This window comes from Halarcobacter ebronensis, from assembly GCF_013201825.1.
Taxonomy (GTDB): Bacteria; Campylobacterota; Campylobacteria; order Campylobacterales; family Arcobacteraceae; genus Halarcobacter; species Halarcobacter ebronensis.
This window is the reverse complement of record NZ_CP053836.1, coordinates 288,369-302,257: the sequence shown is the minus strand read 5'-3', so window position 1 is coordinate 302,257 and position 13,889 is coordinate 288,369. Positions and strand designations below refer to the sequence as shown.

The following is a 13,889-nucleotide window of genomic DNA, read 5'->3' as shown; positions in this document are numbered from 1 at the left end:
AAAACAAAAAATTCGCAAATAAAAATTATAACTATAAGTTCTAATTATTATAATGAATGATTATTCATTATTAATATTAGCTTAAACTTATAGATTATATAATACTTTTAGACTTTAACACAAGGAAGAAAAATGAAAAAAACAATTATTGCACTAAGTGCGATAGCTACCATTGGCACCTCATCTTTTGCTGCAAATGTAAGTACAGCAGATATGATGAAACAAATCGAAGCTTTGAAAGCTCAGATTGAAGCGCTAGAAAATAAGTTAGGGGCAACTGAAACTACAACAAAAGCAAATAAAGAATCATTAGAAAAAATGATGAATAGTGATTCTATAACTGTTAATGATGCAAGATTCAAGAAACTTGAAAAAAAGGTTGACAACATAGGGAAAACTGCAACCGATGCAAAAATACAAAGTGGTGGAGACAATTTAAAATGGGATGTTGATTTTAGAACACAAGTTGATAATATTCAATATAAACATGTCTCTGGAAAAAAATCTAAAAACAATGCACTTATGACAAATAGATTATGGCTTGGAATGGCATATCAAGCTGATACAAACTCTATTTTCTATGGTACATTATCATATAACAAAGCATTTGGTGATACTGCAAACCATAGTCAATCTAATACAAATCCTGGATATGCAGATTTTGACTGGGTTACAAATGAAAATGCTACTGATAATAGTGTAAAAGTAAAAGAGGCTTACTGGTTATATACAAATGACTCATTTTTGGGAAATAAAGATGTTTCTTGGACAGCTTCTGTTGGTAGAAGACCTTCAACTGATGGTTTAGGAATTAACTTAAGAGCAGATCAAAAAAGAAAATCTCCACTTTCACATACAGTTAATGTAGAATTTGATGGGGCAAGTGCAAGATTTAATCTTGATAAAGTTACAGGAATTGAAGGTATGTGGTTTAAACTTTGTGCAGGTAGAGGTTTAACTAATGCTAAACAAAGATTTACAATGGATGGAACAGATTACTCTGATGATGATACATTAAATGATAATGTTGATATGTTAGGATTCATTTTTGTCCCTTGGGATAATGGACAATACTCTGTTCATACAAACTATGCAAGAGCTTGGAACTTAATAGGTTATACAGGATCTCAATTACAAACATACCAAAGTAATATGGCAGCTGCAACAAGTTATTCAGATATGATGAATGCAAGAGCTGGATTATCATTTAATGATGTTGGAGATATGGATTTAGCAACAATTATGTTTAAAGCTGAAGGTATAGGTGATGGAATCTCTGATTTCTTAGATGATACAACATTCTTTGCATCTTATGCTATGAGTGTTACTCACCCAACTGCACTTGGTATGTTAGGGACTACTGATTCTAAAGTTGGACAATCATTCTGGATTGGATTAAATATGCCTTGTCCATTGGATCCTGATAAAGCTAGAATTGGTATAGAGTGGAATCATGGTACAAAATACTGGAGATCTATGACTTATGGTGAAGATACTTATGCAGGAAGTAAAATTGCTGCAAGAGGGGATGCATGGGAAATCTATAGAAATCAAAAACTTACTGATGCTCTTGAGTTTGGGCTAAGTTATCTATATATAGATTATGACTATACAGGAAGTAACTCATTCTTTGGTGCAGAAGGTACTCCTTATGACATAGATAGTGCTCAAGCTGCTGCTTCAGATGCAGTAAAAAGTGCACAAGATATAAAAGCATATATTAGATATAGATTCTAAAATTAAGAAGAGGTTAGCCTCTTCTTAAGCTTTCAAAGATAGTTTATCTAACTTATAAACTACTTTTTCAGCTATCTCAAGCATCTTTATATTTAAAAGTTTAAATTTTTCATCTTTTATATTTATTAGAAGTTTGTCATATACATTAGTGTATGGATAGATTGTAAAATAGATATACTCTTTTGATTTGCTCTCTTTATCTAACTCTTTAAACCAAACAGCTAAAAAAGAGAAATATAACATTGATGGGTTAAAAGCTTTTCCTTTTTTTAACTCTATTGTTAGCTCTTTATTTATAAAATTGTATGCATTTAATACAGCTTTTATCCTGTAATGATTTCTATTTTCAATATAATATTTTGTAGGTAATGTAGCAATATTTATCTGTTTTAACATATCTTTAGATATCTTATTTATATAAGAATCAAGCTCTTCATCAATATTAAAAAGATGCTCTTCTTTATCAATATAAGAGTCAATTAAATCTTTGCAAAAAAGTAACAGAGCTTCTGTTTTTATTTTAGATAAATTTAAAATCATAAGTTATTCTAACAAAATAATATTAAAAAAAATAGTAGTATTCGAATAGTTTTAAGTGCAAATAAGATAAAATGTAAGAATTTTTAAAAAAATATATATAAAAAGGAAATTATTGGAACCAATTGGTGTATTAAGTGAGGGTCAAATTTATGATCTTCAAACGGCTGAAGCTTTAAGCATCTCTGGAAAAGAGATTAAAGCTGATAATTCTGCTGAGTCTCTAGAAATTCTAAGACACTCATGTGCTCACTTGATGGCACAAGCTATCAAAGAGTTGTATCCTGAAGCAAAATTTTTCGTAGGTCCTGTTGTAAAAGAGGGATTCTATTATGATTTCAAAGTTGATTCAAAAATCTCTGAAGAAGATTTACCAAAAATTGAAAAGAGAATGAAAGACCTTGCAAATAAAAAACTACCTATAGAAAGATACGAAGCTACAAGAGAAGAGATACTGACGAAATTTGCCCATGACGAATTAAAACAAGCTGTTTTAAAAAATATTACCGATAATACATTAACCCTTTATAAGCAAGGTGATTTTGAAGACTTATGTAGAGGTCCTCATGTACCAAATACAAGAATGATTAGAGCATTTAAACTAACAAGAGTAGCAGGAGCTTATCTTGGTGGTGATGAAAAAAATGAGATGATTACAAGAATCTATGGTATTGCTTTTTTTGACAAACAAGAGTTAAATGATTATATTACAATGTTAGAAGAAGCAAAAAAAAGAGACCATAGAAAACTTGGTACAGAATTAGAACTATTTGCATTTAATGATGACATTGGTGCAGGTCTTCCTTTATGGCTACCTAGCGGTTCTAGACTTAGAGGAAAACTAGAAAAACTTCTATATAAAGCTCATAGAGTAAGAGGTTATGAACCAGTACGTGGTCCAGAAATATTAAAAGCAGAGATGTGGAAAATTTCAGGTCACTATCAAAATTATAAAGAGAATATGTATTTTACTGTAATTGATGAACAAGAGTATGGGATAAAACCTATGAACTGTGTTGGTCATATTCAAATATTTAAAAACAGCTTAGTATCATATAAAGATTTACCAAAAAAACTTTTTGAGTATGGAGTTGTACATAGACATGAAATGAGTGGTGCTATGCACGGTCTATTTAGAGTAAGAGAATTTACTCAAGATGATTCACATATTTTTTGTACACAAGACCAAATCAAAGAGGTTATTTTTGAAGTACTAGAGTTTGTTGATTCATTATTAACATTATTTGATTTTAAATATGAAATTGAAGTTTCAACAAAACCAGAAAAAGCAATTGGTGATGATATTTTCTGGGAAAAGACTACAAAAGGTATAATGGATGCATTAGATGAAAAAGGTATCAATTATGGTATTGATGAAGGTGGTGGAGCTTTCTATGGACCAAAAATTGATATTAAGATTCTTGATGCTATTGGTAGAAAATGGCAATGTGGTACAGTTCAAGTGGATATGAATCTACCTAGTAGATTTGAAGCAGAATATATAAATGACAAAGGTGAAAAAGAACAACCTGTGATGATTCATAGAGCAATTCTTGGTTCTTTTGAGAGATTTATTGGTATTTTAACAGAACACTGTGCAGGAGAGTTTCCATTTATTATTGCTCCAACACAAGTTATTTTTGTGCCAATTGCTGAACCTCATGTTGAATATGCAAAACAACTTCAAAAAGAACTTATTGAAGAAGAGATTGATTCAGAAGTTTATAGTATGAATGAGAGCCTAAACAAAAGAATTAGAATGGCTGAGAAAAAAAGAGTACCTATGATTGTAGTTATTGGAGATGATGAAGTTCAACATCAAACAATTGCATTAAGAGACAGAAGAAAAAGAGAACAATCTAATTTAACAAAAGAAGAGTTCTTAACTATGATAAATCAACTAAAAATAGGGAGTAAAATTTGAGTAAAGATTCAAAAAAGTCAGATGTAATTATGAATGAAGAAATCACTGTAAAAGAGGTAAGATGCTTAGGTGATGATGGAACAAATTATGGAATAATTTCAACAAGTGAAGCGCAAGCTACAGCTGATGAATTAGGATTGGACCTAGTTCTAATTGCACCTGATGGAAAGCCTCCTGTTGCAAAAATCATGGACTATGGCAAATATAGATACCAACAAGAGAAAAAGAAAAAAGAGGCTAAAAAGAACCAAAAAGTTATAGTAATTAAAGAGGTTAAATTCTCTGTAAAAATTGCTGAAAATGATATTAACTATAAAGTTAAACATGCTATTGAGTTTCTTGAAAAAGGGTATCATGTTAAATGTAGAGTATTCTTAAAAGGAAGAGAGATGTCTCATCCTGAAGCAGGAGTTGAAGTACTTGAAAAAGTATGGCCAATGCTTGAAGAGTATGGAACAAGAGAATCAGAACCTAAACAAGAGGGAAGATTCGTTAATATGTATATCATTCCTAAATCTTAGGAAAATAGAATCAAAAAAAGAGAAGGACTTTGTCTTTCTCTCCTTCTTATATACTTAACCTTAATTTAAGATATTTTTAAGTAAAATCACAAACTTTTTCATAATAGAAAATGCAAATTTATAGGAAAGGAACTTATACGATGCCAAAGATGAAATCAGTTAGTAGTGCTTTAAAAAGATTTAAAGTGAAAAAAAATGGTTCTATCAAAAGAGGATCAGCTTTTAGAAGCCACATTCTAACTAAAAAAAGCCAAAAAAGAAAAAGAAATCTTAGAAATCCACAAGTTATTGCAAGCTCTGATTTATCAAGAGTTAAAGCAATGTTAAACGCGTAATTAAATTTTTTAATTACTTTGTCCCTCCACAGAAGATGTGGATAAGTTCGATTAAAAATCGACACCTATTATTAAATATACGGTAAAGAAAGGAAACAATATGCCTAGAGTTAAAACTGGTGTAGTAAGAAGAAGAAGACACAAAAAAGTCTTAAAACAAGCTAGAGGTTTTTATAGCGGTAGAAGAAAACATTTTAGAAAAGCTAAAGAGCAATTAGAACACTCATTAGTATACGCTTATAGAGACAGAAGACAGAAAAAAAGAGATATTAGAAAGCTTTGGATCGTAAGAATTAATGCTGGTTGCAGATTAAATGATATTAACTACTCTAGATTTATGAATGGTTTAAAATTAGCTAACATAGAACTAGATAGAAAAATCTTAGCTGATATGGCTATGAATGATGCTCAAGCATTCTCTTCATTAGTAGTAAAAGCTAAAAGTGCATTAACAGCATAATTTATATAAATTTGCAAATAAAAAAGGGATAGAGTTTAACTCTATCCCTTTTTTTATGCCTAAAAATCAACTTTCATCTAAACCATAATCTTTATAATATAAATTTAATACAACACCAGTTTAAATAAAATGGTATAAAAGAAAAACAATGTCCTTATCCTACTCCCTACATTTTTGAAGCCGAGTGTTTATTTATCTCTTTTGAAACAAGTGAGTAAACTGTTTGAAGCGTTAAGAAGAGTGCTTTAATGCACTCTTTAGCAAGTTTTTACTCACTAAAAAGAGATATATAATAAACGAGGAAAGCTTCGCCTTCAAAACCTTGTAGGGTGATTTCTTTACTACTTTCTTTTTCATAAAAGAAAGTCGGAAGAAGTCAAGACGTACAGTAAAAATATTCTCCTATTAGGTATTTTTATATATTATTTATATATACTATATTACTAATGAGTAGTTATCTTTCTACGGATAAAGGATCAAATTGGTTTCTTCGTTAAAAAATAAGAAAAACAGCTTTTTACCCAAAGAATTTGCTATAGCTCATGAATTAAGTTTTATTATTCATGATGTTATGGCACAAATAATCCAATCGGGAAAAGAAGGAAACTTTTTTACAACAACCATTGATATTGAAAACAATGATGACAATGAATCATTAGAAAAGTCTAATGATATATTTGCTTGGTTGAAAGTTCAAAATCGATTTAATGATCGAGCAAAAGTATTAAAAATTACTGTTTTACCCGCGATTTTATCTGACATGTTACATTGTATATATGAAGCTTTAGAAAGTTCAAGAAAAAGTAAGTTAAATATTTCATATATGCTCATAAGAAAACCTCTTCAAGAAAGTTTATATTTATTGGAGGCAATCGTTCTAGATGAATTAGACTTTTCAGAAAAACTTGCGGAAGACCCTTTAAAACTTCGTTCGCAAAATGCCGGAGGTGTTAATGCACATGGAATACGAATCCAAAAAGTATTAGATATATTGAATGAGTCTTCCCGTTTCGATGCTTCGTATATTGCACAACTCAGATATGATAAAGCTCATGATGATAGTTTTGATGGAATATGTAATCATGCGATGCATTTATTTACAGAGCATAAAGCAATACGTACAGAGCAGTTAAATATCAATTTTATTTTCTCGGGCTGGGAACAAAAGATTTCTCAATGGTCTTATTTATATAGTCGTATACCTTACTTACTTTTTTATACGCTTTGCATTGTCGAATATATTGTTTCAAGTTTCGCACTCACAACACCGGAATATTTAGATGATATACAAAGAAGGATATCTGCATCAATTCTTTTATGGTGGAGAAAAGTTGATGAACATTACAAATGTCAACAACTAAATAGATTTGTACAAGTAACAGAATCTTGGTTGAATGAACACTGTCAATCATCAGGATATTCACTGCCTACGGAAAAAGATTTATTACGAATGTCTGATACAGGAGCATACCCTAAAGAAAAAATATTGTCCGTTAAAAAACGGAATATGAAATATAAAATCCATGCTGCTCTAAATAAGATGCTAGTAAAACAATGAACAGTAGGCTCGTTTTAAACATCATACTTAAAAGCTAAAGTTAAATGAAATAAACAGCTTTTTCCTTTCTACACAAAAGAAAATCAAAAAAAATCAAGGAGTGCAAAAAATACACTCCTTTTAAATCTACTCTAAAGGCTCATTAACTTTTATTTTACAATCGTTTCCTTTGCAATCAATATTTGCATCAAAATAGAAAACCTCTGAAATATCATATCCAGCTTTTTTCAATTTATTCCAAGCATCAATAGATCTTCCACCTTGTGTACAATTAAATACAATAGTTTTATTCTTTGGAAGTTTTGATATAAACTCTTTTGCTGAATAGTTCTCTGCTGTTATATTGATTGCACCTTTAATATGTCCTTTATTAAACTCTTCAGGAGAAGTAACATCAACTATTTGAATAAATGAAGGAACTTTATCCTCTTTTATAAATGAGTATAACCATTCTCCATCAATACTTCCTTCATCAGAACCAAGTTTTGCACCATTTTTACTAAACTCTGGTTTATTCTCTTTTTTATCATTTTTAGCTGTCTCACTACTTTTTGTAGTTGATAAACCTGCTTCTTTCCAAGCTGGTAATCCAGCAGCATAAACAGTTACATTTTTGTATCCCATAGAAATAAGTTTTTTAGCTACTACATGAGATTTTGCACATTTATATCCACCACAAAATGTAATAATCTTTTCCATATGATTAACTGGAAATCTACCTTTTAATTGCTCTAACTCAGTATCGGGGATTGAGATACTTCCTGGAATAGTCTCTTGCATATATTTAGCATAAGGTCGCGCATCAATTATAACCGCTGCATTTTTACTTAATGCACTTTTTACAACTTCAGTACCAACTTCTAAATAACTTTTTTGCCCCCACTCTGGTTCACCTGCTTGATATAATTTTACCTTTGTAAAACCATCTTTTTTAAGAAGTCCTGCAACTTTTGGACTTTTCGCGCAAGCCCAGCCACCACAATAAACTAAAATCTCTTTGTTTTTTGGTGTATCTTTTAACTGTCCTACATATTTCTCATATTCTGTATCTGGAATATTTAATGAACTAGGAATAGTACCAGAGATATATTTTTTATCAGGTCTTGCATCAATTAAAACAACCTTTGCACTATCTCTTGTTCCTTTTCCTATTTTTCCCTTTACATAATTATAATCAACTACTTCCAATTTATACTTATCAATTAATGACTGTACCTTTTCTGTTGGTTTTGATAAGTTTGCTGGTTCATTTGCCAGCATCAATGTCGATAAAAGTGTTACTGCGAACAGACTCTTTGTAATTAGTGATAATTTCATGGCTAATCCTTTTCTATTTATCATAATCAAGATTAAAAAACTTTTCTGCAAAATAGTATACTAATAAGCAGACACCAATTCCACCAATTGAGATAGCAATTTCTGCAAATGATGGGAAATACTCAACTAGAGATGGTGGTAATTGATACTCCCTTATTTTAAGTAATTGTAGTGGCATTAGTTGTGTATCGTGAACTAAATCATATCTCATAAAGAAAATACCTACCATACCTAAAATTGAAGCCCAAACTAAACCTTTAATATTTTTACCTTTGCTTACTAAGATAATAATAAAAGGAATAAGCATCCCTAAAAGAACCTCTCCTACTAAAAAATTAGGACTCATTAAAATATGTTTTGCAATCTCTGCTCGTCCTGGTACACCTCCATAAATTGATGTTAACATTCTCCAAATTTCAAAAAACATTAATATTGCCAAAAGAAGACCTAAAATTTTTGCCAATTTTACAAGCATATCTTCGACCTCTTTGGGAAAATTCATTTTATATCTAAACCCGTACATTAAAAATAATAAATATGAACCTGTAATCATGGCTGAAAGAATAAAGTATATTGGGAAAAATACTCCATTTGCAATCGGTCTTGCTATTAAAAATCCAAATACTGCACCCAAATTACTATGTGCCGCAATACCTACTAATAATCCCCCAAGACCAAAGATTTTTGACCATTTATGATCATTTCTAATTAAGAATATAAATTCAAAGATAATAAAACATAAATATAGTCCATATAGTGTCCCCATCCACCAAATAGCAGAAGTAAATCCTGGAGTTAATATATTATAGATTACCATTCTAACTGGATGACCTATTTCAAGTGCAATAACTAAAAATCCTGTACAAATTGTAAGTATTGCTCCTAAGATTGCTCTTTTACCTATAATCTCAAACTCTTTTACACCAAATACATGACCAATTGAAGACATAATACAAAGTCCTGTACTTGATACAACAAAAAATACATACATACCAATAATCAATCCCCATGGATGTTCTCTTGTTACATTATAAGCGTGATGACCTTCAATAAAATATGTAATTGCCCCCGCAGTAAAAAGTGCAACCAATCCTAAAGTAATCATTGCCATAGTTACATTTGAAAAACTCATCTTGAAACTAAATAGCTCTTTTATAGAGACCTCTTTAATTGGAATAATAGATTTAAAATTCATAATAGTCTCCTTAAGTTAAATAGAATAGTTTAGGGTCAGTACCCAAATATGATTTTAAAGAGAAGTGCTCTCTTGTTCTTAAAACTTCTGATATCTCACTATTTGGATCATCTAAATCACCAAAGATTCTAACTTTTGTTGGACATGTTGCCTGACATGCAGTTGTTATCTCACCCCTTGCAATTCTTGTATCTGAACAGAAATTACATTTATCAACAGTATTTGTTCTATCATCAACATATCTCGCATCATAAGGACAAGCTGTCATACAATAACTGCATAAAATACATTTATCAGAATCTACTCTTACCACACCATGTTCATCATAATATGTAGCATTTGTTGGACAAACCTCTTGACAAGGTGCATTTGAACACTGTTGGCATTGGCTTGGTAAAAAATTACTAGATGAGATATTTAAAAGAGGAAACTCCCCTTCTATCTCTTTTGTACCAACCCAAATTCTATGGTTTTGTGCTCCTAAAAGGACACCATTTTCCTCTTTGCAGGCTGTCTCACAAGCTTTACAATTTATACAATTTTTATAATCTAGTGCCATTGCGTATCTAGCCATAATTAAACCTTTCTAATATCTACTATTGTTTCATGCATCGCTGCACTACCAAATACTGGTTCTATAACATCTTCAATAATAATATTATCACTTGCACCATTCCCTTTTGCAAGGCTTAAATTATCTGAAGAGGAACCAAATCCATGTACAAAAAATAGTGTGTTTTGCCCTATCTTTTCTGTTGGATATGCTTTTATTTGGATTTTTCCTGCACTACTTTCTACTTCAACTAAATCACCAAATTCAATACCTCTATTTTTTGCAACTCTTTTATTTACCCAAAGATAATTCTCAGGAAGTAAATCTAATAACATTGCATTATTACATGTTGAATTTTGTGTAAATTGAGCATGTCGTCCTGTAATAAATCTAAACTTATCTTTAGGAACTGCTGTGAACATCTCATCTCTCCATGTTGGCATTGCATCAACACCTTTTCTTGCTAGGTTTTCCAATACACACTCAACTTTTCCTGTTGGAGTTTTAAAATCTTTTTTCAAAACTGCTATCTCTTTTTCATCTACACAAGTATCATGGAAAACATCAGCTTTAAACTCACCCCTTACAACTGAGTAAAATCTTCTTTTTTTAGGATACCACTCATATCTATTTGCAGATAGTTTTTTGAAGTATTTGTCCATATTTAGATAATAAACACCTTTTTCTCTTAAAGTATCCCAAGCCTCTTTTCCATAAACTTCTTCAACCATATGTCTATTAATCTCTTTTTGTGAGTGTTCAAAGGCATCTGCTAAATCAAAACCACTTTTTTTATAAAACTCTTCAACCTCATCTTCAGACATCCCTTCAATCTCATCTTGAACATCTTCATCATATTTTTTTGTAATTTCCCATAAAGGTTTTGAAAGTTTTTTAGATAGACCCTGCACAATTTCAATTACTGGTTTTGTTTCCCAAAGAGGTTTTACAGCAGCTTGTCTAAGAGCAATAGAGGGTTGAGCCCCACCAAATGATTTTACGGGATCTTCTCTCTCTAAGTATGTACACTCTGGTAAAATTACATCAGCCATAATTGCAGAATCACTTGGCATTGTATCAATTGCAACAACTAAATCCATTTTTTCAAACATTTCTCTAGTTTTTGCAACATTTGGAACACTTAACATAGGATTTTGTTTATAGATAAACATTCCTCTAATTGGATATGGAGTTCTTCCTTCAACTATCATATTTCTCCAAGCTATCCAAGAACCTGCTCCACCTATTATTGCAGCTTCATTTTTTTCAATTCTACTTTGTGCATTTGCATACATTGGAGCATTTACTTTATGAGTTCCTAAAGGAAGAGTTTTACCAAAAACAATACCTCCTTCTTTATCAATTCCTCCACCAAGTGCTGTAAAGATTGCTTGTGCTCTTCTTAATTGGAAATCTTGTTTACTCCAAGCTGATCTTCTTCCTTGATAGTAGATTGATTTTGGTGCATAGTGCATAAAATCTCTTGCCATTTTTTTAATTTGAGCAACTTTCACACCAGTTATTTTTTCTGCCCATTGGGGAGTATAGTTATTACTTAGTATATGTTGTTTGTACTCTTCAAATCCATTGAAATTTAGTGAAACAAACTTTTTGTTATATAACTCTTCTGTTATTACCACATGAGTCATTGCAAGAACTAAAGCCAAATCAGTTCCCACTTCAATTGCAACCCATTCATCTGCATGGGCAGCTGTATTTGTAAATCTAGGATCAATTACAACAAGTTTTGCACCTCTTCCTTTAGTTCTTTTAAAAAGTTCCATAGTATCAGGAGTTACAATTGCTTCAGCTCTATTTGCCCCAGCCATTATCACATAATCAGCATTCTCTAAATCTGCTTGTCCATAACCACCTATTGTAAGTGCATAACCAGAAACTGTAGTTTGTAGACAAATTGATGAGTGATTTATAAAGTTTGTTGAACCAAATTTATCAAACATAAAAGTTTTAAAAGTGTGTTCAGCCATTCCTTCACCTGCACAATAACCAATACAAGATCTATTATCTTTCTCTTCATCTAATATTTTTGTTAATTTTTCAGATATATATGTATATGCTTCATCCCAAGTAACTCTTTTATACTTTCCATCCCCTCTTTTTCCTACTCTAATAAGTGGATATTTAATTCTATCTGGATCATATAATGCTTGGATTCCTGCATTTCCTCTTGCACATAACATATTTTGTGATTTAGGAAAATGTGGATTTGGGTCTAATTTGGTAACCACATTGTTTTCAACTCTTGCATATGCAGCACATTTATTTACACACATTTCACATAGTGTGGGAATAATCTTTATATCATTTGCATTTGATGAAGTTTTTGTTGTCCCATAAACTTTTTTACCCTCATCTGTTTTTGCATTTGACAGTGCTGAAGTTGATGCTGCAACTACAGATAGTGCAACAGTACCTTGAAGAAATTTTCTTCTTGAAATCTCAACTTGCATCTCTTCTCCTCTTAATTTTTACTTATTATTTAGTACTAATATTAACATATTTTTTGATAAAAAAATCTTATTATGAATGATTATTCATACATTTTTATAAGTTTTTTTTATTTTTACACAGTATTATAAGTAAAATTAATTAATTTTTGGTTACATTTTGAGGATATGTAATATTTATGTCATAAATTATTCCCTTTTCAAAATCTTTATGACATGCAACACAATTTGATTTTCTTTCAACTATATTATTTTCAAAAATATCTTTTTTAATATCTTTATGAATTATTTTCCAATAATTAGTTTTTGTTATAGTATACTCACTACTATTTTTTAACTCTTTATTTATTTCATAAGCAGATTCTTGTGTTGAAAACTCTGCTGATCTAGTAACCATAAAGTTCTCAATTTTTTTGACAAGGGATTCATCTAACTCTAAATCTTCTCCATAGTGTTCATGTTGATCTTTAAACATTTTTTTCCATGAGGCAGAAGGTAAAAGATATGGAGGGAATAGATTATGACAATCTGAACACTCAAAATGGAAATCTGCATCTAAAGCTTTATAATCGACTGGTTGGAATTTACTCTTAGTAAAAATATTTTCTGGAACTAAATAAGTATAATATGCCACTACAAGCGTTAGCAAGATATATAGACTTCCTAAAAGTTTCATTCTAAAGGTTGTAGTTATATCTTCACCCTTTGCTCTTTTGTAGCCGCTTATCATTGCCATTACCATATTTGTTTTATGGTAAAACTGTTCTATTAACACGCCTGTTATATGTGTAGCTATCATTATTAAGAGTAAATAAGCTAAAAAAATATGTATATTATCAAGACCATTTGCATAAGAGATATATTTATCATTAAGAAAAGAGAGTAATCCATTTCCCTCTTGAATTCCATATAATACAAACCCACTAATACAACATACTATCCCAAACCATGTAACTAAAAAAGCGAACCATGAAGAAGCAGGATTATGTCCTGGCTGTATTTGTCTATATCTATCTTTTATTTTTTGTATAAAATAAAATTTTAAATCCTTTAATGCAAAACGAAAATCGCTCCATCTTGCATATTTTGGACCAATTAAGCCCCATACAATTTTCATAAGAAGCATACCAAAAACAACTATACCTAAGCTAATATGTAGTGTTAACATATTTTCATAAAAAGAAGTTACAAAGCAGCTAAAGAAAGATACTACTAAAAGCCAGTGACTTATTCGTCCTAGAAAAGACCAGACGTAAGTTTTATTTTGAATTTGTTCCATAGCTA

The 13,889-nt window shown here is 30.7% G+C and carries 12 protein-coding genes; 6 read left to right on the top strand and 6 right to left on the bottom strand.

Annotated elements, in window-relative coordinates; all coding sequences use genetic code 11:
- Positions 1-132 precede the first annotated feature (132 nt).
- Positions 133-1,737, top strand: a complete 1,605-nt coding sequence (locus AEBR_RS01575) for a DUF3373 family protein (protein ID WP_129086164.1) — start codon at positions 133-135, stop codon at positions 1,735-1,737.
- Between the two features lie 24 nt (positions 1,738-1,761).
- On the opposite strand, the gene AEBR_RS01570 is transcribed toward AEBR_RS01575, so the two are convergent.
- A complete protein-coding gene (locus tag AEBR_RS01570; protein WP_128981311.1) occupies positions 1,762-2,277 on the bottom strand; it encodes a hypothetical protein in 516 nt (171 codons plus the stop codon).
- Positions 2,278-2,389: 112 nt separating this feature from the next.
- Between AEBR_RS01570 and thrS the strand changes: the two genes are divergently transcribed.
- From thrS to AEBR_RS01545, 5 genes are all read left to right on the top strand, one after another.
- The gene (gene thrS, locus AEBR_RS01565) at positions 2,390-4,198 is read left to right on the top strand and encodes a threonine--tRNA ligase (RefSeq protein WP_129086163.1); all 1,809 of its coding nucleotides are present in this window, start codon (positions 2,390-2,392) and stop codon (positions 4,196-4,198) included.
- 29 nt (positions 4,199-4,227) lie between these two features.
- Positions 4,228-4,719: a translation initiation factor IF-3 gene (infC, locus tag AEBR_RS01560; protein WP_129086246.1), complete on the top strand. Its 492-nt coding sequence runs from the start codon at positions 4,228-4,230 to the stop codon at positions 4,717-4,719.
- A 140-nt stretch (positions 4,720-4,859) separates the two neighbouring features.
- The gene (gene rpmI / locus AEBR_RS01555) at positions 4,860-5,054 is read left to right on the top strand and encodes a 50S ribosomal protein L35 (RefSeq protein WP_128981315.1); all 195 of its coding nucleotides are present in this window, start codon (positions 4,860-4,862) and stop codon (positions 5,052-5,054) included.
- Between the two features lie 100 nt (positions 5,055-5,154).
- Positions 5,155-5,514 (top strand): 50S ribosomal protein L20, encoded by a 360-nt coding sequence (gene rplT, locus AEBR_RS01550; protein ID WP_128981317.1) that lies wholly within the window; start codon positions 5,155-5,157, stop codon positions 5,512-5,514.
- A 481-nt stretch (positions 5,515-5,995) separates the two neighbouring features.
- Positions 5,996-7,072, top strand: a complete 1,077-nt coding sequence (locus AEBR_RS01545) for a hypothetical protein (RefSeq protein ID WP_129086162.1) — start codon at positions 5,996-5,998, stop codon at positions 7,070-7,072.
- 126 nt (positions 7,073-7,198) lie between these two features.
- On the opposite strand, the gene AEBR_RS01540 is transcribed toward AEBR_RS01545, so the two are convergent.
- From AEBR_RS01540 to AEBR_RS01520, 5 genes are all read right to left on the bottom strand, one after another.
- A complete protein-coding gene (locus AEBR_RS01540) occupies positions 7,199-8,389 on the bottom strand; it encodes a rhodanese-like domain-containing protein (protein ID WP_164969435.1) in 1,191 nt (396 codons plus the stop codon).
- A gap of 13 nt (positions 8,390-8,402) precedes the next feature.
- A complete protein-coding gene (gene nrfD, locus AEBR_RS01535; protein WP_129086160.1) occupies positions 8,403-9,584 on the bottom strand; it encodes an NrfD/PsrC family molybdoenzyme membrane anchor subunit in 1,182 nt (393 codons plus the stop codon).
- A gap of 10 nt (positions 9,585-9,594) precedes the next feature.
- Complete coding sequence (locus tag AEBR_RS01530; protein ID WP_128981323.1) at positions 9,595-10,158, bottom strand: 4Fe-4S dicluster domain-containing protein; 564 nt, start codon at positions 10,156-10,158, stop codon at positions 9,595-9,597.
- A gap of 2 nt (positions 10,159-10,160) precedes the next feature.
- Positions 10,161-12,608 (bottom strand): molybdopterin-containing oxidoreductase family protein, encoded by a 2,448-nt coding sequence (locus AEBR_RS01525; protein WP_129086159.1) that lies wholly within the window; start codon positions 12,606-12,608, stop codon positions 10,161-10,163.
- A 139-nt stretch (positions 12,609-12,747) separates the two neighbouring features.
- Positions 12,748-13,884, bottom strand: coding sequence for a cytochrome b/b6 domain-containing protein (locus tag AEBR_RS01520; protein ID WP_129086158.1), 1,137 nt, complete (start codon positions 13,882-13,884; stop codon positions 12,748-12,750).
- Between the last annotated feature and the right edge of the window lie 5 nt (positions 13,885-13,889).

Coding starts and splice junctions, on each gene's coding strand:
- AEBR_RS01525 (WP_129086159.1), bottom strand. CDS start 12,608: ATGCAAGTTGAGATTTCAAGAAGAAAATTTCTTCAAGGTACTGTTGCA.
- rpmI (WP_128981315.1), top strand. CDS start 4,860: ATGCCAAAGATGAAATCAGTTAGTAGTGCTTTAAAAAGATTTAAAGTG.
- rplT (WP_128981317.1), top strand. CDS start 5,155: ATGCCTAGAGTTAAAACTGGTGTAGTAAGAAGAAGAAGACACAAAAAA.
- AEBR_RS01530 (WP_128981323.1), bottom strand. CDS start 10,158: ATGGCTAGATACGCAATGGCACTAGATTATAAAAATTGTATAAATTGT.
- nrfD (WP_129086160.1), bottom strand. CDS start 9,584: ATGAATTTTAAATCTATTATTCCAATTAAAGAGGTCTCTATAAAAGAG.
- AEBR_RS01520 (WP_129086158.1), bottom strand. CDS start 13,884: ATGGAACAAATTCAAAATAAAACTTACGTCTGGTCTTTTCTAGGACGA.
- AEBR_RS01540 (WP_164969435.1), bottom strand. CDS start 8,389: ATGAAATTATCACTAATTACAAAGAGTCTGTTCGCAGTAACACTTTTA.
- AEBR_RS01575 (WP_129086164.1), top strand. CDS start 133: ATGAAAAAAACAATTATTGCACTAAGTGCGATAGCTACCATTGGCACC.
- AEBR_RS01570 (WP_128981311.1), bottom strand. CDS start 2,277: ATGATTTTAAATTTATCTAAAATAAAAACAGAAGCTCTGTTACTTTTT.
- infC (WP_129086246.1), top strand. CDS start 4,228: ATGAATGAAGAAATCACTGTAAAAGAGGTAAGATGCTTAGGTGATGAT.